The 18906-nt window shown below is 28.9% G+C and carries 14 protein-coding genes; 6 read left to right on the top strand and 8 right to left on the bottom strand.

Features of this window, described 5'->3' with window-relative positions:
• Window positions 1-48: 48 nt before the first annotated feature.
• The 3 genes from BX611_RS05695 to BX611_RS05705 all read right to left on the bottom strand — a co-directional run bounded on the left by BX611_RS05695 (window position 49) and on the right by BX611_RS05705 (window position 1723).
• The gene (locus BX611_RS05695; RefSeq protein ID WP_089376785.1) at window positions 49-270 is read right to left on the bottom strand and encodes a DUF2795 domain-containing protein; all 222 of its coding nucleotides are present in this window, start codon (window positions 268-270) and stop codon (window positions 49-51) included.
• Between the two features lie 89 nt (window positions 271-359).
• Window positions 360-935: a cob(I)yrinic acid a,c-diamide adenosyltransferase gene (locus BX611_RS05700; RefSeq protein WP_115879087.1), complete on the bottom strand. Its 576-nt coding sequence runs from the start codon at window positions 933-935 to the stop codon at window positions 360-362.
• An 11-nt stretch (window positions 936-946) separates the two neighbouring features.
• Entirely contained in the window at window positions 947-1723 is a 777-nt protein-coding gene (locus BX611_RS05705) for an O-methyltransferase (protein WP_115879089.1), read from the bottom strand.
• Between the two features lie 89 nt (window positions 1724-1812).
• Here BX611_RS05705 and BX611_RS05710 point away from each other — a divergent pair, with 89 nt between their 5' ends.
• Together BX611_RS05710 and BX611_RS05715 are read left to right on the top strand one after the other, a co-directional pair.
• Window positions 1813-2595 (top strand): polysaccharide biosynthesis/export family protein, encoded by a 783-nt coding sequence (locus tag BX611_RS05710; protein WP_115879091.1) that lies wholly within the window; start codon window positions 1813-1815, stop codon window positions 2593-2595.
• Between the two features lie 8 nt (window positions 2596-2603).
• Window positions 2604-5066 (top strand): GumC family protein, encoded by a 2463-nt coding sequence (locus tag BX611_RS05715; protein WP_115879093.1) that lies wholly within the window; start codon window positions 2604-2606, stop codon window positions 5064-5066.
• On the opposite strand, the gene hutI is transcribed toward BX611_RS05715, so the two are convergent.
• Complete coding sequence (gene hutI / locus BX611_RS05720; protein ID WP_115879095.1) at window positions 5063-6298, bottom strand: imidazolonepropionase; 1236 nt, start codon at window positions 6296-6298, stop codon at window positions 5063-5065. The two genes, BX611_RS05715 and hutI, sit on opposite strands and share 4 nt — an antisense overlap.
• A 157-nt stretch (window positions 6299-6455) precedes the next feature.
• Between hutI and pta the strand changes: the two genes are divergently transcribed.
• A complete protein-coding gene (gene pta, locus BX611_RS05725; RefSeq protein ID WP_115880439.1) occupies window positions 6456-8549 on the top strand; it encodes a phosphate acetyltransferase in 2094 nt (697 codons plus the stop codon).
• 97 nt (window positions 8550-8646) lie between these two features.
• Window positions 8647-9849, top strand: coding sequence for an acetate/propionate family kinase (locus tag BX611_RS05730; RefSeq protein ID WP_115879097.1), 1203 nt, complete (start codon window positions 8647-8649; stop codon window positions 9847-9849).
• A gap of 51 nt (window positions 9850-9900) precedes the next feature.
• Here the strand turns inward: BX611_RS05730 and fumC are convergent, their stop codons facing one another.
• Window positions 9901-11298 (bottom strand): class II fumarate hydratase, encoded by a 1398-nt coding sequence (fumC, locus tag BX611_RS05735; protein WP_115879099.1) that lies wholly within the window; start codon window positions 11296-11298, stop codon window positions 9901-9903.
• Between the two features lie 180 nt (window positions 11299-11478).
• Here fumC and BX611_RS05740 point away from each other — a divergent pair, with 180 nt between their 5' ends.
• A complete protein-coding gene (locus BX611_RS05740) occupies window positions 11479-13086 on the top strand; it encodes a fumarate hydratase (RefSeq protein WP_115879101.1) in 1608 nt (535 codons plus the stop codon).
• Window positions 13087-13185: 99 nt separating this feature from the next.
• Window positions 13186-13353 (top strand): hypothetical protein, encoded by a 168-nt coding sequence (locus BX611_RS15030; protein WP_162879978.1) that lies wholly within the window; start codon window positions 13186-13188, stop codon window positions 13351-13353.
• A 55-nt stretch (window positions 13354-13408) separates the two neighbouring features.
• On the opposite strand, the gene BX611_RS05745 is transcribed toward BX611_RS15030, so the two are convergent.
• The 3 genes from BX611_RS05745 to BX611_RS05755 all read right to left on the bottom strand — a co-directional run bounded on the left by BX611_RS05745 (window position 13409) and on the right by BX611_RS05755 (window position 18869).
• Entirely contained in the window at window positions 13409-15862 is a 2454-nt protein-coding gene (locus BX611_RS05745) for an outer membrane beta-barrel family protein (protein ID WP_115879103.1), read from the bottom strand.
• Window positions 15863-16092: 230 nt separating this feature from the next.
• Window positions 16093-16431, bottom strand: a complete 339-nt coding sequence (arsC, locus tag BX611_RS05750) for an arsenate reductase (glutaredoxin) (protein WP_115879105.1) — start codon at window positions 16429-16431, stop codon at window positions 16093-16095.
• A gap of 47 nt (window positions 16432-16478) precedes the next feature.
• The gene (locus BX611_RS05755) at window positions 16479-18869 is read right to left on the bottom strand and encodes an outer membrane beta-barrel protein (RefSeq protein ID WP_115879107.1); all 2391 of its coding nucleotides are present in this window, start codon (window positions 18867-18869) and stop codon (window positions 16479-16481) included.
• Window positions 18870-18906: the final 37 nt, after the last annotated feature.

The raw sequence follows: 18906 nt of genomic DNA on the forward strand, positions 1-18906 counted from the left end.
CAAAAAAAAGCCTCAATAGATAGAGGCTTTTTTTGAATTTTGATTTTTTTAATATTCATCTTCATTCCAGAGATAATCATCTTCGGAAGGATAATCTGGCCAAATTTCAAGAATAGATTCAAAATTTTCATCTGCATCTTCAATTTCTTGAAGATTTTCAACAACTTCTAATGGAGCTCCTGTTCTAATTGCATAATCAATCAACTCGTCTTTTGTTGCTGGCCAAGGTGCATCTGATAAATAGGATGCTAATTCTAATGTCCAATACATAATCTTTTTGTATTAAATTTTTTGCAAAAATAATTTTTTTACTCAAAAATCCAAGCTATTTCTTGCTTTTTTTCACTAATAAAAAGAACTTATTTTATTTTCTCTGGAATCCAAGGGATTTCTTGAGCTTGATTATCAATAGTCAATTTTCGTGCCAGTACAAAAAGGTAGTCAGAAAGTCTATTTAAATAAACAATAATTTGTTCATTAATACTGCTTTCATCACTTAATTGCGTACAGATTCTTTCTGCTCTTCGGCAGATACAACGTGCAATATGACAAAATGACACAGTTGTATGTCCTCCAGGTAAAATAAAATTAGTCATTGGAGGTAAACTTTCATTCATTTTATCAATTTCAACTTCTAAAAGTGTAATTGAATTTGTATTAATTTTATTTATATTTAATCGTTCTTTACCACTTTTTAAAGTTTCTTTTTCTGGTGGAGTTGCTAACATAGCACCAAGTGTAAATAATTCATTCTGAATTGTAAGTAAAATTTTATGGGTGTGTGAATCAATTTTTTGATCTCTTATTAAACCTATATAGGAGTTTAGTTCATCTACCGTTCCGTATGCTTCAATGCGTAAATGATATTTAGGGACTCTTGTACCTCCAAAAAGGGAAGTTTTTCCTTTGTCTCCAGTTTTAGTATAAATTTTCATAATTTAAAAGTTTAAACTCTAATTGTAAAATGTTGTTTTGCCTGTTCGGTTCTAAAAAAAACAATTCCCCAAAAATAAGTATTTATAGTTACAGTTACCTTAGGATGGTTTTTAATTTTTTTCCAAGTTTCTTGCATTTCTTTAGACCAATTTATGTCATCAAAAATAAAAATAGAATTAGGATGAATTGATGATAAGCATTGGTTAAAATAAAATAAAGTAGCTTCTTTTTGATGATTTCCATCAAAATAAATTAAATCAAAAGTATTTTCTTTTAAAATTGAAGGTAAACAAATATTAAAATCGTTATTAACTAGTTTAATGTTTGAAATATTGAATTCCCTAAACATTTCCTGAGCCACTTTAGCCGTATTTTTACATCCTTCAATAGTTGTAATTTTAGAATTAGGATTCCCTAAACTTAACGCGGCTGTTCCTAAACCTATAGAAGTTCCTAATTCCAATATGGTGTTTGGATTAAAATATTCAACAATTCTTATTAAAAGAGCTGCACGTTTTTTATTAATACCAGCAATTTTTGCAATTTTTGCAATTTTTCTTGTTTCAGATTTAAATATTTTAGACCCTTTTCCAAAGTCATTTACTACAATGCTAGTTTTATTTTTATAAAAATAATTTCGAATGCTGTTTATTTGTTTTAATTTTTGAGAATTCGTTTTTGCATTGAAGCATTTGGTTACTAAATTGAATACAAATGGAGAATGAACTCCGTGTTTGTTTGTTGACTTTATTAAAAATAAAAAATAGGACTTTATTTGAAACCACATATACATTACAATTTAATGCGAAAATAGCCGAAAAATTATTTTAATACGCTATTAAAAATTATATTTGTCTTGTCCACAATATTATTTTTATGAAGAAACTTTTTTTGAGCTTATTATTTTTAGGTTTGCTTTCATCTTGTATATCAACTAAACAAACAACTTATTTTCAAGGTGAGCCAATTAGCAAAACAGAAATGTATAAATTAAATAATGAGCCTTATAGGTTACAAATAAATGATGTTTTATTTATAGATATTAAAGCAAATAACCCTGAAATTGTTTCAATGTTTAAAACAAGTGCTGGAAACTCATCAAGCTCTGCAAACCAAGGGCAAAATTTATATTTTACTGGGTATTCTGTTGATAGACACGGAAATATAAGAATTCCTTATTTGGGCGATGTTAATGTATTAGGTTATACTGAAAAAGAAGTTAGAGAAAAAATTGAAATTGAATTAGGAAAGTTTTTTAAAAACCCAGAACTAATTTTTGTAACTGTAAAATTAGCTGGAATTAATTTTGTTGTAACAGGTGAAGTTGGTTCGCCAGGCTCTATTAATTTAGCACAAAACCAAGTATCTATAATTGATGCTATCTCAAATGCAGGTGAAATAACTCCTTTTGGAAATAGAACAGCTGTTACAATTATTAGAAAAACAATTGATGGTGTAAAAAAATATAAATTAGATTATACTAAAATTGAAATATTTGATTCTGAAAATTTTTACTTACAACCTAATGATATTGTTTATGTAGCACCATTAAAACAAAAGTCTTGGGGAACAGGAACTACCGGATTTCAAACTTTTACAACTGCAGTTACAATTTTATCTTTTTTAGTAAGTTCTGTATTATTAGTTAAAAATTTATAATAATTAAAATGGATAATAAATTTAGTTTTAGCGAAAATACAAGTGAACATATTTCAGATATAAAAGATTATTTAATTCGTATAATTTCTAATTGGAAATGGTTTGTATTAGCAATATTAGTAGCATTATCTATAGCGTATTATTTTAATATTTCTTCTGAAAAAATTTACGGTTTATCAACAACTATTGAGGTAAAAGAAAAGCAAAATCCATTATTTTCAACAGGAACAAATATTGCATTTAACTGGGGTGGTGTTAGTGATAAAGTAGAATCTATTCGGAAATCGTTAACCTCCAGATTTCATAATGAAAATGTAATTAGAGAGTTGGATTTTTATATAGATTATTTAAAGGAAGGTCGCTTTAGAAATGAGGATGTTTATAAAGAAACACCATTTAAAATAAAACTGCAGCCAAATCAATACCAATTATTAAATAGTTTAATTAAAATTGAATTCACCAATGAAGATAGTTTTAATTTATCCGTTGAATTTGATTCAGAGGCAGACTATAATTTAATAAATTATAAAGATGAGACTGTAAAAAAGTTTTATCCCGATGCGTTTAATTTTTCAAAATCCTATTCCTTTGATGAATATATTAATTTACCATTTTTAAAAGCTCAAATTTTAAAAGATGAATTTATAAAAGTTGGAGATTCAAAAATATTTTATATTAAATTGAATTCATTAAATAATGTTACAAGTAAATATAAAAATATTCGTGCAAAAGGATTGTCCGGAACTTCATTAATTGAACTTTCATTAACAGGTTCAAATAAAAATAGAATTGTTGATTTTTTAAATAAGACGGTACAGGTGTTAGCTGAAGTTGAGCTGGAACAAAAAACAAACTATGCAAGAAGTACCAAAGAATTTATTGATGCACAATTTAAAAATACCTCTGATACCTTAAAATTTATTGAAAAAAATATTGAAAAATTTAAAAAGCAAAATTCAATTTACAATTTATCAGCTCAGGGAGGTGAAATTTTTTCACAAACTACAGGTTTGGATAAATTACAAAATCAGTTATTAGATAGAATAGAGTACTTTGAAAATCTTGAATCTTATATTAAAAACAATAATAATTACTCAAAAATTCCTGCTCCTGCAATTATAAATATTGAAGACGCTTCAATTTCAGGAATGGTTGGTGAGTTGACAAAACTCTCAATTCAAAATGAAAAACTCTCAAATGAAGTTACAGCAAATCATCCTTCATTAAAATTAAACAATGAAGAAATAGAAACAACTAGAAATGTGTTGCTTGAGAATTTAAATTCGTTAAAACAAGCAACCTTAATAAGTTTAAATAACAGTAAAGAAAGGCTAAATTCTTATAATTATCAGCTTACTAAACTTCCAAATAAAGAGCAAAAACTATTAAATTACCAGCGAAAATATAGTTTAACAGAATCAAATTATGTTTTTTTAATGCAAAAGCGTTACGAAGCTGATATTGCAATTGCAGCAAGTGTTTCAGACATTTCTGTATTAGATTCTGCAAAAGATACTGGTCAAGGTGCAATTTTGCCGAGAAAGCCTTTTAATTATATGATTGCACTGCTTTTAGGAATAATTTTACCTTTATTTGTTATAATTGCGAAAGAAATATTTGATAATAAAATTCATACAGCAGAAGATATAGAGCGATTAACTCCAATACCAGTTTTAGGTGTAATTGGAAAAAATACAGCAGTTAATAATTTAGCGGTATTTTTAAAACCAAAATCTACCGTTGCCGAATCTTTTAGAGCTTTGCGTTCTAATATTCAATTTTTGTTTGATAGAAGTATAAAAGATAAATCTAAAACAGTTGTGGTTACTTCTTCGGTTAGTGGTGAGGGTAAAACATTTATTTCCATAAATATGGCTACAGTTTTTGCCTTGGGTGGAAAAAAAACAATTTTAGTTGGATTGGATTTAAGGAAACCAAAAATATTTGGAGATTTTGAATTAACAAACGATAAAGGAGTTGTTAATTATTTAATTGCAGAAGAAAGTATTTCCAATATTATTCAGAAATCTAAGATTCCAAATTTAGATATTATTACATCGGGTCCAATACCTCCAAATCCATCTGAATTACTGATTAATTCAGCTACTGAAGAATTGATAAATACACTAAAAAAAGATTATGATTATATAATTTTAGATACTCCGCCAATTGGCTTGGTGAGTGATGCGCTTGAGCTTTTAAAATATGCAGACTCTACAATATATGTGTTAAGACAAAACTATTCGCAAAAAGGAATGCTTAAAATTATTAATGAAAAATATAAAAAAGCGGCAATTTCTAAGGTAAGCATTGTACTTAATGATTTTAAAATTAAAACAAAGTATGGTTATGGATACGGCTATGGATACGGGTACGGATATGGAGGTTACGGAAAGTATTCTAACGGTTATACAGAGGTTGAAAAACAATCTTTTTTTAATAAAATTTTCAAAAGGAAAAAAAGTAATTAAATTTCTAATCCTTCAATAAAAACTTTTTCTATTTGATGATTTCCAAAGGAATATGGAATAAAACCATAACTAGGTATTTCTTTTGTAATAATAAAATTGGCTTTTTTTCCAATAGAGATACTTCCATGTGTTTTATTTAAACCCATTGCATAAGCAGCATTTATAGTTGCAGCATTAATAGCTTCCTCAGGAGTCATTTTCATTTTAATACATGCAGTAGAAATTACAAAATTCATATTTCCTGATGGAGTAGAACCAGGATTATAATCAGATGCCAAGGCTAATGGTAAACCAGCGTCAATCATTTTTCTTGCAGGAGTATAAGGAATACCCAAAAAATAGGAACAGGAAGGCAGTGCAACAGGCATTGTTTTAGTGTTTTTTAAGGCTTCAATATCCTGTGGTCTCATTGCTTCTAAATGATCAACAGAAAGTGCATTGTATTTTATCCCAGCCTGAACTCCACCAATTGCAGTAAACTGATTTACATGAATTTTAGGAATTAACCCATATTTACTACCTGCTTTTAAAATGCGCTCCGTATCATCTACTGAAAAATAGTTTGTTTCACAAAAAACATCAATAAAATCAGCCAAATTTTCTTTTGCTATAATTGGAAGGATTTCATTAATAACCATATCTAAATAAGCACTTTTATTAGTTTTAAATGTTCTTGGTAAGGCATGTGCACCTAAAAAAGTAGCTTTTATTGTAATTGGATAATTAGCATCTAATTTTTTTATTACTCTTAGCATTTTTAGTTCAGCTTCTTTAGTTAAACCGTAACCGGATTTAATTTCAATTGCACCAGTTCCAAGCTTCATAACTTCTTCTAATCTTTTGGCAGATTGTTTATATAAATCTTCTTCAGAAGTGTTTTGTAATTGTTTTGCTGAATTTAAAATGCCTCCACCTTTAGCTGCAATTTCTTCGTATGAAAGCCCCTTAATTCTATCAACAAATTCTTGTTCTCTATTTCCTGAAAACACAATATGAGTATGGCTATCGCACCAGGTTGGAAGTATCATTTTACCCTTTACATCAACAGTTTTAGCTGCATTAAATTCTTTCAAAAACTGCATTTCCCCAAAATCTTTTATAATTGAATTTTCAATTAATAAATAGGCATTTTTTAAAGTAGGTAATGTACTCATTTCTTTTCCTGAAACAAATGCTTTGGGTTTGTTTTCAACCTGAATTAACTCTTTAATATTTATGAATAAAGTTTTCATTATTTAATATAAAATAAAATCAAATATACTCATATTTTTAAGAGCTTTTAAATAAGTGATTTTTTTTACAATTAGGTGACAAAAGTCACTAAAGTTTAAGGTGATTTACAAGGCAGAATTAGTTGTTATGGTTATCTTTGCAAAAAAAATACAAAAAATGAATAAAGCCATATATATAGCAACTAGTGAAGCTAACAGCGGTAAGTCGATTGTTGCTTTGGGGTTGATGAGAATGTTATTGGGTAAAACGGCTAAAGTAGGATATTTTAGACCAATTATTGATGATGTTAAAAAAGGGAAAAAGGATAACCATATCAACACAATTATTTCACATTTTAATTTAAATATAAATCCAAAAGAAGCATTTGCTTTTACCAGATCGGAATTTATAAATAAAAGAAATGAAGGAAAAGAAGGCGAAATTTTTGATAAAATTATTGAAAAATATAAAAATTTAGAAGAGAAAAACGATTTTATGCTAGTAGAAGGTACTGACTTTTCAGGAGAAGGTGCTGCAATTGAGCTAGATGCAAATATTTTAATAGCAAAAAATTTAGGAATCCCAGCAATAATTGTTTCTACCGGAGTTGGTAAAACATTGGATGAGTTTATAAATGGTGTTCATATAGCATATGACTCTTTTAAAGAAAAAGAAGTTGAAGTTTTAGCAATAATTGCAAATAAAGTTCAAGAAAAAAATATTGAGATTGCAAGAACAGGAATTGAGAAAAATTTACCAAAAGATATTTTTGTAAGTGTAATTCCTTTAATTACTTCTCTAAATAATCCAACTATAAAAGAGGTTGCAAAGGCAGTTGATGCAAAAATTTTATTTGGAAAAGAACATATAAATAATCAATCTTCAAACTTTATTGTTGGAGCAATGCAGTTAAGAAATTATTTGGGACATTTATGTGAAAATTGCTTAATTATTACCCCGGGAGATAGAGCCGATATAATATTAGGTGCTTTGCAAGCAAATATTTCTTCAAATTATCCAAAAATTGCTGGAATTGTACTTACGGGAGGAATTACTCCAGAAAAACCTATTGTTAAATTAATTGAAGGTTTGGCTCAAATTGTACCAATTTTATCAGTAAAAGAAGGAACTTTTGCTGTAGCAAATAAAATTGGAGCTATTCGTTCTCATATGTATGCTGAAAACAAAGAAAAAATTATAACGTCCTTAAATACCTTCGATAAGTACGTAGAAGTTGAGAAGTTAAATGAAAAATTAATTACATTTAAAAACGATAGTATTACACCAAGAATGTTTCAATACAATTTATTGAAACGTGCCAAACAACAACGAAAACATATAGTTTTACCTGAAGGAAACGATGATAGAATTATAAGTGCTGCTGCAAGATTAGTTGAAATGGATATTGTTGATTTGACAGTGTTAGGAGATTATGATAAAATTGCAAATAAAATAAATCGTTTGGGTTTAAAAGTAGATATTAATAAGTTTAATATTATTGATCCAGTTAAATCTGAGTATTATAAAGATTTTACAAATACTTTATTTGAATTAAGAAAAAATAAAGGTGTTACCATAGATATGGCTGAAGATTTAATGGGTGATGTTTCTTATTTTGGAACCATGATGGTTTATAAAGGTTTAGCAGACGGTATGGTTTCTGGAGCGGCACATACAACTCAACATACTATTAGACCAGCGTTACAGTTTATTAAAACAAAACCAGGTGTATCTGTAGTTTCTTCAATATTTTTTATGTGTTTAGATGATAGAGTTTCTGTTTTTGGTGATTGTGCAATAAATCCAAACCCAAACTCTGAACAGTTAGCTGAAATAGCAATTTCATCTGCTGATTCTAGTATTAACTTTGGAATGGATCCTAAAATTGCAATGCTTTCATATTCGTCTGGAGCTTCAGGTAAAGGAGCTGATGTAGATATTGTGAGAAGAGCAACGGAAATTATTAAAGAAAAACGTCCAGATTTAAAAGTTGAAGGACCAATTCAATATGATGCTGCAGTTGATGCATCAGTTGGGAAAAGTAAATTGCCGGATTCTGAAGTAGCTGGACAGGCAAATGTTTTAATTTTCCCTGATTTAAATACAGGTAATAATACTTACAAAGCGGTACAACGTGAAACAGGAGCATTAGCAATTGGTCCTATGTTACAAGGTTTAAATAAACCTGTAAATGATTTAAGTAGAGGTTGTACTATAGACGATATTTTTAACACTGTTATTTTAACAGCAATACAAGCACAAGGAATATAATGAAACTTGTATAATAGTAAGTTTCAATTAATATAAGAAAAGAAAGTTTAATAGCAAACAGCATATGTTGCTGCTATTAAAAATAAAGTTTAAGCATATGAAAGTTTTAGTTATAAATTCGGGAAGTTCATCAATTAAATATCAATTATTTAATATGCCTGAAGAAGAAGTAATTTGTTCAGGATTAGTAGAAAGGATTGGTTTGAATAATCCAGAAATACATTATAAATCTGGGAATGATAAAATTGATAGAGTTTGTGATATTCCAAATCATAAAATGGGTTTAGAAAAAGTTGTTAAATTTTTGTTGGACGAAGAATTTGGTGTAATTAAATCTACTTCTGAAATTGAGGCAGTAGGACATAGAGTAGTGCATGGCGGAAGCTCTTTTTCAAACACTACAATTATAAATGATGAAGTGAAAAGTAAAATAAAAGAGTTATTTTCATTGGCTCCGCAGCACAATCCCCCAAATTATGAAGGTATTGTAGTTGCAGAAAAAATGTTTCCAAAAGCAAAACAAATTGCTGTTTTTGATACTGCTTTTCATCAAACAATGCCTGTTGAAGCTTATAAATACTCAATTCCGAATAAATTTTTAGAGGAAAATAAGATTCGTAAATACGGTTTTCACGGAACAAGCCACAAATATGTTTCGGAAAAAGCCATTGAATATTTAGGAACAAAACATTCAAAAATTATTACAATTCACCTTGGAAACGGGTGTAGTATGACTGCTGTTAAAAATGGAAAAAGCATTGATACTACTTTAGGATTTGGCCCTGTTACGGGATTAATAATGGGAAGTAGGAGCGGAGATATTGATCATGCTATTATATTTCATCTAGTAAATAATTTAGGGTATAAATTAGATGAGGTTAACAGTATGCTTCAAAAAGAGAGTGGTATGTTAGGTTTAACAGGTTTTAGCGATTTAAGAGACATTGAGTCTGAAGCTGAAAATGGTAATAAAGAATGCCAATTAGCATTAGAAATGAATGCGTATAGAATTAAACAATACATTGGTTCTTATACCGCTGCAATGAATGGCTTAGACGCAATTGTTTTTACTGCAGGAATCGGTGAAAATTCAGATATTATTAGAAAATTAGTTTGCACTAATATGGAATATTTTGGTATTGATATTGATATTGAAAAGAATAAAGTACGTGCTAAAAAAATTACTGAAATAAATACGTTAAATTCAAAAACAAAAATTTTAATTGTTCCTACTAACGAAGAAGTTGAAATAGCAAAGCAATCTTTTGAATTGATAAATTTAGAAGTGAAAAAAAAATAAAAAAAAGCATTGAAGAAATTCAATGCTTTTTTAGTTTTATAGTGATAGCTTTTATTTTAAAAATCCAATCATATTTTCTGGTTTTACCCAAGCATCATATTCTTCAGGAGTAACATAACCTAAACGCACTGCCTCTTCTTTTAAAGTAGTACCATTTTTATGAGCAGTATTTGCAATTTCAGCAGCTTTATAATAGCCTATTTTTGTATTTAATGCAGTAACCAACATTAATGAATTATTTACTAATTCAGTTATTCTGGAATAATTAGGTTGAATACCAATAGCGCAGTTTTCATTAAAACTGGCACAGGCATCTCCAATTAAGCGGGCTGATTGTAAAAAGTTAGCAGCCATAACAGGTTTAAATACATTTAATTCGTAATGACCTTGTGTACCTCCAACAGTAATGGTAACATCGTTACCCATAACTTGCGCACAAACCATTGTTAAGGCTTCAGATTGCGTTGGATTAACTTTTCCAGGCATAATTGAACTTCCAGGCTCATTTGCCGGAATTATTAACTCTCCAATTCCTGAACGTGGACCTGAAGCCATCATTCTAATATCATTGGCAATTTTGTTTAATGAAACGGCAAGTTGTTTTAATGCTCCATGACTTTCAACTATAGCATCATGTGATGCTAAAGCTTCAAATTTATTTTCAGCGGTGATAAAAGGTAGTCCGGTAAATTCAGCAATCTTTTTTGCTACCAATACATCATACCCTTTTGGAGCATTTAATCCAGTACCAACCGCAGTTCCTCCAAGTGCTAATTCAGCTAAATGGTGTAACGTGTTTTTTAAAGCTTTTAATCCGTGATTTAATTGAGAAACATATCCAGAAAATTCTTGCCCGATAGTTAAAGGAGTTGCATCCATTAAATGTGTTCTTCCAATTTTAACAACATCTTTAAATTCAACCGATTTGGCTTGTAATGTATCTCTAAGTTTTTCAATTCCTGGAATTGTAGTATCTATAATCATTTTATAGCAAGCAATGTGCATTCCGGTAGGGAAGGTATCGTTGCTAGATTGTGATTTATTTACATCATCATTCGGCTGCACTATTTTTTCGCCTTCTCCAATTATTTTTCCAGCTAACTCTTGTGCGCGATTTGCAATTACTTCATTTACATTCATATTACTTTGTGTACCAGATCCGGTTTGCCAAATTACCAATGGAAACTGGTTGTCTAATTTTCCTTCCAATATTTCTTCACAAACTTGTGATATTAAATCTCTTTTTTCAGAAGAAAGAACTCCTAAATCACAATTAGAGTGTGCGGCAGCTTTTTTTAAGTAGGCAAACCCATAAATAATTTCAATAGGCATAGATGCTGATGAACCAATTTTAAAATTATTTCTAGAGCGTTCCGTTTGAGCTCCCCAATATTTATTAATAGGAACTTTTACTTTTCCCATGGTATCTTTTTCTATTCTATATTTCATAATGTATTTTGTTTGTGAATTAATTATGCAAAAATGTATTAAAACTTATTTATTAAAAGTAATATTTCTTTGTGTTTTTGGATAGAAAAGGGATAAATAAACCTATTTTCTACAAACTATTTTCTACTTCCATTGTATATTTGTAAGAATTAAAATGAAGTTACAATAAAATTATACAAAATGTCTGAATTTAAATACCAAAAACCTTTTCCAATTAAAAAGGACACTACTAAATACCGTTTGCTAACAAAAGACCATGTTTCTTTAATGGATTTTGATGGACGTAAAATATTAAAAGTTACACCTGAAGGTATTGAGTTACTTTCACAAGCTGCTTATCATGATGTGTCGTTCTACTTACGTGCTGCTCATTTAAAAAAGTTAGAGACCATTCTTAAAGATCCTGAAGCTACAGACAACGACCGTTTTGTAGCTTATACAATGTTGTTAAACCAAATGGTTGCCGCATCTGGTGAATTGCCAACTTGCCAAGATACAGGTACAGCAATTTGTGTTGCTAAAAAAGGTGAAGATGTGTATACTGGAGTTGATGATGCAGAATATATTTCAAAAGGAGTTTTTAATACTTACCAAAATGATAATCTTCGTTTTTCTCAAATTGTACCTCAAACTATGTTAGTAGAGAAAAACTCAGGAACCAACCTTCCTGCACAAATAGATATTTATGCAACAACAGGTAAAACGTATGAATTCTTATTTATGACAAAGGGTGGAGGTTCAGGAAATAAAACGTATTTGTATCAAATGACCAAGTCATTATTAACTGAAGAAAATTTAACCAATTTTGTTAAGAAACATATTATGGATTTAGGTACTTCTGCGTGTCCTCCATATCATTTAGCATTTGTAATTGGCGGTACTTCTGCCGAGGCTAACTTAGCAACCGTTAAAAAGGCTTCAGCAGGTTATTTAGATCATTTACCAACTGAAGGTAATGATGGCGGGCAAGCTTTCAGAGACCTTGAGTGGGAAGAGAAAATTACTAAAATTTGTCAGGAAAGTGGTGTAGGAGCACAATTTGGCGGTAAATATTTTGTACATGATGTAAAAGTAATTCGATTACCACGCCATGCGGCATCTTGTCCTGTAGGAATGGGTGTAAGTTGTAGTGCTGACCGTAATGTAAAAGCTAAAATTACTGAAGAAGGTATTTTTCTTGAAGAGTTAGAAAAGAACCCTAGTCAGTTTTTACCAAAAGAAGCGCCGCACTTAGCAAATGCTGTTGAATTAGACCTAGATCAACCTATGGATAAAATTCGTGAGGAGCTTTCTAAATATCCTGTAAAAACACGTTTCAGTTTAAGAGGGACATTAATTGTTGCTCGTGATATGGCACACGCTAGAATAAGTGAAATGATAGCAAATGGTGAAGAAATGCCCCAGTATTTTAAAGATCATCCTGTATACTATGCAGGACCTGCAAAAACACCAAAAGGAATGGCTTCAGGTAGTTTTGGACCAACTACAGCTGGCCGTATGGATCCGTATGTTGATGCTTTCCAAAAAGTAGGCGGTAGCATGGTTATGGTTGCAAAAGGAAATCGTTCACAACAAGTTACAGATGCCTGTAAAGCGAATGGAGGTTTTTACCTTGGTTCTATTGGAGGTCCTGCTGCAATTTTAGCAAAAAATAGTATTAAATCTGTTGAAGTAGTTGATTTTCCTGAATTAGGAATGGAGGCGGTGCGTAAGATTAGAATTGAAGACTTTCCAGCATTTTTACTGGTTGATGATAAGGGAAATGATTTCTTTGCTGAATTTAAATAAGGAATTAGAAACAAGTTTTAAAAAAATAAAAAAGTAGTTAGCATTTATTAAAAATAAATACTAATTTTGTAATTCATTATAAAACAACCTTCAAAAGTTATGGATTTATCACAATTTTCAGGATTTTTAGTATTCTTAACAATATTTACCATGGGATTTTGGTTAATGATTTTTTTAATTTCATTTATTATTCCATATTGGTTAATAGGTTATTTTAGAGAAGCTTGGAAATTTAGAAAAGAAGGAAGAGCAGTACCTAAGAAATAATTAATTTTTTATATATAAAAAAAGGGCAACTATTATTTAGTTGCCCTTTTTGTTTTTATGCTTTAAACATTTCTTCTTCACCACCACCATCATAATCTCCTTGTTGTCTTTCTCTTTTCTTTTTCTGGTTAAATCTATAGGTAAAATTCAACATTATTTGTCTTTGTCTCCATTGAAATTCACCTACTGATTCAGTGGTTGGTGAATAACTGGTCGATTTTCTTTTTCTAGAATTTAATAAATCACTAACATTTAAAGATAAAGTTCCTTTTTCATTCATAATATCTTTACTAAACGCAAGGTTTACACTAACCATACCTTCTCTTTTAGATTGTGCACCCTCAGATGGACCCATATAAAAACCAGTTGTTTGCCAGTCAATTTTACCAGGCAGTGTAACTCTTGATACCATTCTAGTAAACCAACTTACATTGTCAGCATCGTAACTTATGTTATCAAATTCTCCTTCGGTAACAGATTTAAAAAAGTTAAAACTATTGTTAAGTCTCCACCATTTAAAAGGGGTATAATTTGTTGTAAATTCAAAACCATACCTATCTTGAGAACTTAAATTTACAGGGTTTCTAATAATTATTAAAGTTGGTACATCGTTTATTAGTCTTATATCTTCAGTTTGTACCATTTCAATATTATTTATTGCGTGTTGGTAGTAGATTGAAGAATTTAATGTAAATTTTTCCCAGCGTTTTAAATAGCCTAAATCAAAAGAATTTGTATATGTAGGATCTAAATTTACATTTCCTTTTCTAACATAAGTTTCACTTGTTCTAGATTCAAAAGGGTTTAAAAACCAGTGACGAGGGCGTCTTAATCTTCTGCTATAACCTAAAGTTAAACTTTCAGAATCATTAAATTCTAGGCCTAAATTTACTGTTGGAAATAGTTCAGTAAATTTTTTATTATAATTTTCATTAGTTTGTGCTAAATTAATTTTTCTGTCTGTTGTTTCTGATCTTAAACCTAATAAATATGAAAATTTATTTATTTTTTTACCATATTGAGAATAGATAGAATATATGTTTTGCTCAAAATCTAATGTGTTCGAAAAATTAGTGTTATTATAAAATTGATTTGTGTTTTCGTCAAAGTCTTCAACTAAATAATCTGTATTTAGCTGATTTAAATCGGCTTTAAAACCAAACTCAAATTGAGAATTTTCACCAAGAGGTAATACATAATCACCTTTAATTAAAATGTCTTTAGATTCTTCATCGGTACTATTTTTTTCGGGTGCATTTTCAATATAACTTGGGTAAGTATCATAATCTGAGATAAAAGCTAAACTATTTTCTGTACTTTTTCCATATTGAAAATCTAAGATTAATTTATGACCATCCTTTTTAAAATCTTTCGTATAGTTAAGTGCATATTCTATGGTTTCATCATCATCGTCCTCAAATTCAACGCGCTCATAGGTTCTGTTTAAAATATTCCCTAAATCTAATTCGTTGCTCACATTTGTTGAGATATCATCACCTTTAGATTTTCTATAAAGTACAGTTCCTGTTAAAGAGCTATTATCCGATAAAAAATATTCTATTCCAAATCTTGTATTAAACCTGTTGTTTTCTCTTTCATATTTACTTTTTTCATTCCTATAATTTGAAACAGCACCAAGCTCGTCAAAAAATGTTACGTTATTTGATGAATTTCCTGGAGCATTTCTGTAATTATAACCTGTACTTGTAAAGAAGTTTGCCTTATTTGTTCTGTAGTTTAAATTTACTGAACCACCAAAGTTATCAGGATTTCCTGCAGAAGCTGTAATTGAGCCATTAAAACCTTGTGCTTTTCCTTTACGTAAAACAATATTTAAAATTCCAGCAGTACCTTCTGCATCATAACGTGCCGAAGGGCTTGTAATTACTTCTACTTTTTCAATAGCATCAGCTGGTAATTGACGTAAAGCATCTGTACCACTTAAACCAACTAAACCAGAAGGCTTTCCATTTACTAATATTCTAACATTTTCATTTCCGCGTAAACTCACATTTCCTTCAACATCAACAGTTACAGAAGGAACATTGTCTAAAACATCAGAAGCAGTACCACCTTTAACAGTCATATCTTTTCCAACATTGTATATTTTTTTATCTAAACGAATTTCAACAGTACTTTTTTCAGCAATAATTTCAATTTCTTCAAGAGATTCCGCATCAATATCTAGTGAAATGATACCTAAATCAGTATTTCCTGTTATTTCTTTGTTTTTAAATGTTATGGTTTTAAATGAAATAAATTCTATAGATATATTGTATGTACCTTTTGAAACTTGAATTTCAAATGTACCATTGACATCAGTAATTCCACCAGTAACAATGTCTCCATTTAAAGATTTAATTACAATTGTTGCATATTCTAAAGGTAGTTTTGTTTCATTATCTATTACTTTTCCAGTTATGGAAATTTTTTCAAAAGTTTCAGCACTTTTAGCATTTGGAATTGATACAAAAATGCTTACTAATATTAAAAATATAAAATCTTTCATGAATTATTTTTTGTTAATTATTATGCAAATATACTTTAGATGTGTGTAATTATGTGTTAACTAGTGTTAACGTTTGTTTAAGATATAAGTAATATCATTAAACAAAAATGTAACAATTTAAAATAAATTAAAATGCTGTTTATGAAGTAATTACAGCTTCAAAGATGCTGAGAATTATGAAGAGAATGCTTTTTGTAACAATTTTAACACTGTTAAAAAAAACTTAAATTTTATAAAATTGATTTTATAATTTCTGGCGGACGTCCAATTATGGCTTTTCCATTATTTATTACAATTGGTCTTTCAATAAGTTTTGGATTTTCTACCATTGCAGTAATTATTTCTGAATCGGTTAAAGATTTACCTTTGAAATTTTCTTTCCAAATAGCTTCATTTTTTCTAACCAAATCAATAGGAGCAATGCCTAATAATTTTATAATTTCTTGTAATTCTATTTTTGAAATAGGAGTTTCTAAGTATTTTATAATTTCAAATGAAAGTTTAGAATCTTCTAAAATGGCTAAACCTTGTCGGCTTTTACTGCAACGAGGATTGTGATATATTTTCATATTTAAATTTTAAACAAAAATAGGTAAATATTTAAGAAATAAGATGATTAGTAATTTGGTTTAATGTCTTTTTTACCAAAATCAATTACTCTGTCTTTTTTACTTTGATTAAAACGGTAGGTAAATGATAATAAAATAGTGCGGTATTTATTTTTTATTAAACTTTTTGAAAAATAATTAGTATCATATCTATTTCTATCTGTTTTATTAGATAAAAATAAATCATCTACTCTTAAACTTAATGAAGCATCATTATCAAACAAATCTTTTTTAATAGCGGTACTTGCATAGGTATATGCCTTTCTGGTTGAATAAGGTCCAACAGATTTTAAAGTGTGCTTTCCATTTATTTGAAAATCAAAAACATTAGGTATTTTTAATTGTGTAAATAAGCTAAATGAACCGTTTATACTATTATTATTATAGTCTAAAACAATAGTTTTATTAGCGTTATTTATAATTGAATAAGTACCAGTTTGGTCAAAATTATAAATGTTTAAGTTACTTGTAAAACTAAGTATATTACTTGCTTTATAGGTAGCGTTTATATTTATTCCGTAATAATTTACTTTTCCTAAATTAACGGGTGTTGTTATTATTTTATTTACACCGTTTAATTGTTCGCCAGTTTCATAGGTTATGTTTTGCCAGTAATCTTTAAAAATTTGATAATAGATACTTGGAAAAAAAGAAAATTTATTGCCAGAACTTGAAAAACTTAGGTTAAAACTATCAATATAAATAGGCTTTAAAGTTGGATTACCAATATAGGAAGATATTTCACTAAATTTTTCTTCAAAAGGTCTTAATTGCTCATATCCAGGTGTAAACATTTTTTGAGAAAAACTAAGAGACACATTTTTTGTATCACTTAAATTGTATTCCAATAAGGCTGATGGTAAAAGCTTATCAAAATTATTTTTTTGTGAGTTGTTTAAATTTAAATAATCAGCTTTCATTTCAATAAATTCAGCTCGTAGTCCTATACCAAAATAAAATTTTTCAGATTGATTTTCAAATTCTATATAAGCAGCACTTACTTTTTCATTATAATCAATGCTGTTTATGGTTGTTGTATTAGTGTATTTAAAAGGTAATTTAAAATAATCTCCTTTAAAACCAATATAATATGTTGAGTTTTCACTTACTGGATTTGAATATTCAAATCCTACAGAAGTATTTGTTGCTTTATTTTCTTCAATATAGTTTTCATCAGAAAAATTTGTGTTTGAGTTGGTAATAGTGTTATCAAATTTATCTTTATCTTTAGAGTAACTTACTGATGTTGAAAGTGTTTCTCCTTCCTTTTTGAAATTATGTGAAAAGTCTGCAATAAACTCTACCATTTCATTGTCAAAACCACCAATATGTTTTCTATCGTTTAACTCAATTGTATTCAATGAGGTATCAAATATTTCAGAAGTTGTTAATGTATTACTGTTACTATTGGCATTTATATAATTTATACTTGTATTTAAAGTACTTTTTTTAGATAGGTAAAATTCAGCACCTACAGTTCCATAAAACACATTTTTTTTGTTTTTGAATAAACTATTTTCATTTAAAAAAGCAGTAGTATTATTATTTTCAAAATATTCATTTTCAAGCATTGATTGCGTAACAGGTGTACTTTGATTGTAGGATGAATTAATGTAAAAATTCACATTTTTATCTTTATTATTAATTGTAAATAATCCACCTGAGTAATCTTTGTAACCACCACTTGCCGTTAATGAAGCGTTTAAACCTTCATCTTTACCCTTTTTCAAAATAATATTTATTACACTTAATGCAGCACTATTATACTTGGCTCCAGGATTTGCTAAAACAACAATATCTTCAATTGCACCAGCAGGAAGCGATTTTAGGGCTTCAGCCTTAGTTAATGAAGAAGTTTTTCCATTAATCATTACCTGTACATTTCCTTGACCTTGAACGGTAATTCCTCCATTAGGGTCTACTGAAACAGACGGAATGTTATTAAGTATATCAGTTGCAACTCCTCCAGCTGCAGCAATATCTTTATCAACGTGAAAAACAATTTTATTGGGTTTAAATTCTATTGCTTTTTTCTCACCAATAATTTCAACTTCATCCAAAAATTCAGTATCAACTTCTAATGCAATTGTACCAATATTTAGATTTCTATTTATTGTAGAAATGTTTATATTTTTTGTTTTATATGAAATAAACTCAGCAAATGCATTATAGTTACCTTCTTCAACATCAATACTAAAATTACCTCTTGCATTTGTAATTGTACCACATTTTATGGTGTTAGAATCTTTATTTTTAAAAATAATTGTTGCATCTTCCAATGGTTTTTTAGTAGATGCATCTATAATTTTTCCTGAAACAGTGAAAGTTTGTTTATTTTGGGTTTGGCTAAAATTTAATAGTGGGGTTAGTATGATTAGCAATAATGAAATTCTTCTCATATTAAAAAATGTTTATTTTTTCATAACAATTTTCGGA

The sequence above is a fragment of the Lutibacter oceani genome (genome assembly GCF_003384935.1).
GTDB classification, from domain to species: Bacteria; Bacteroidota; Bacteroidia; order Flavobacteriales; family Flavobacteriaceae; genus Lutibacter; species Lutibacter oceani.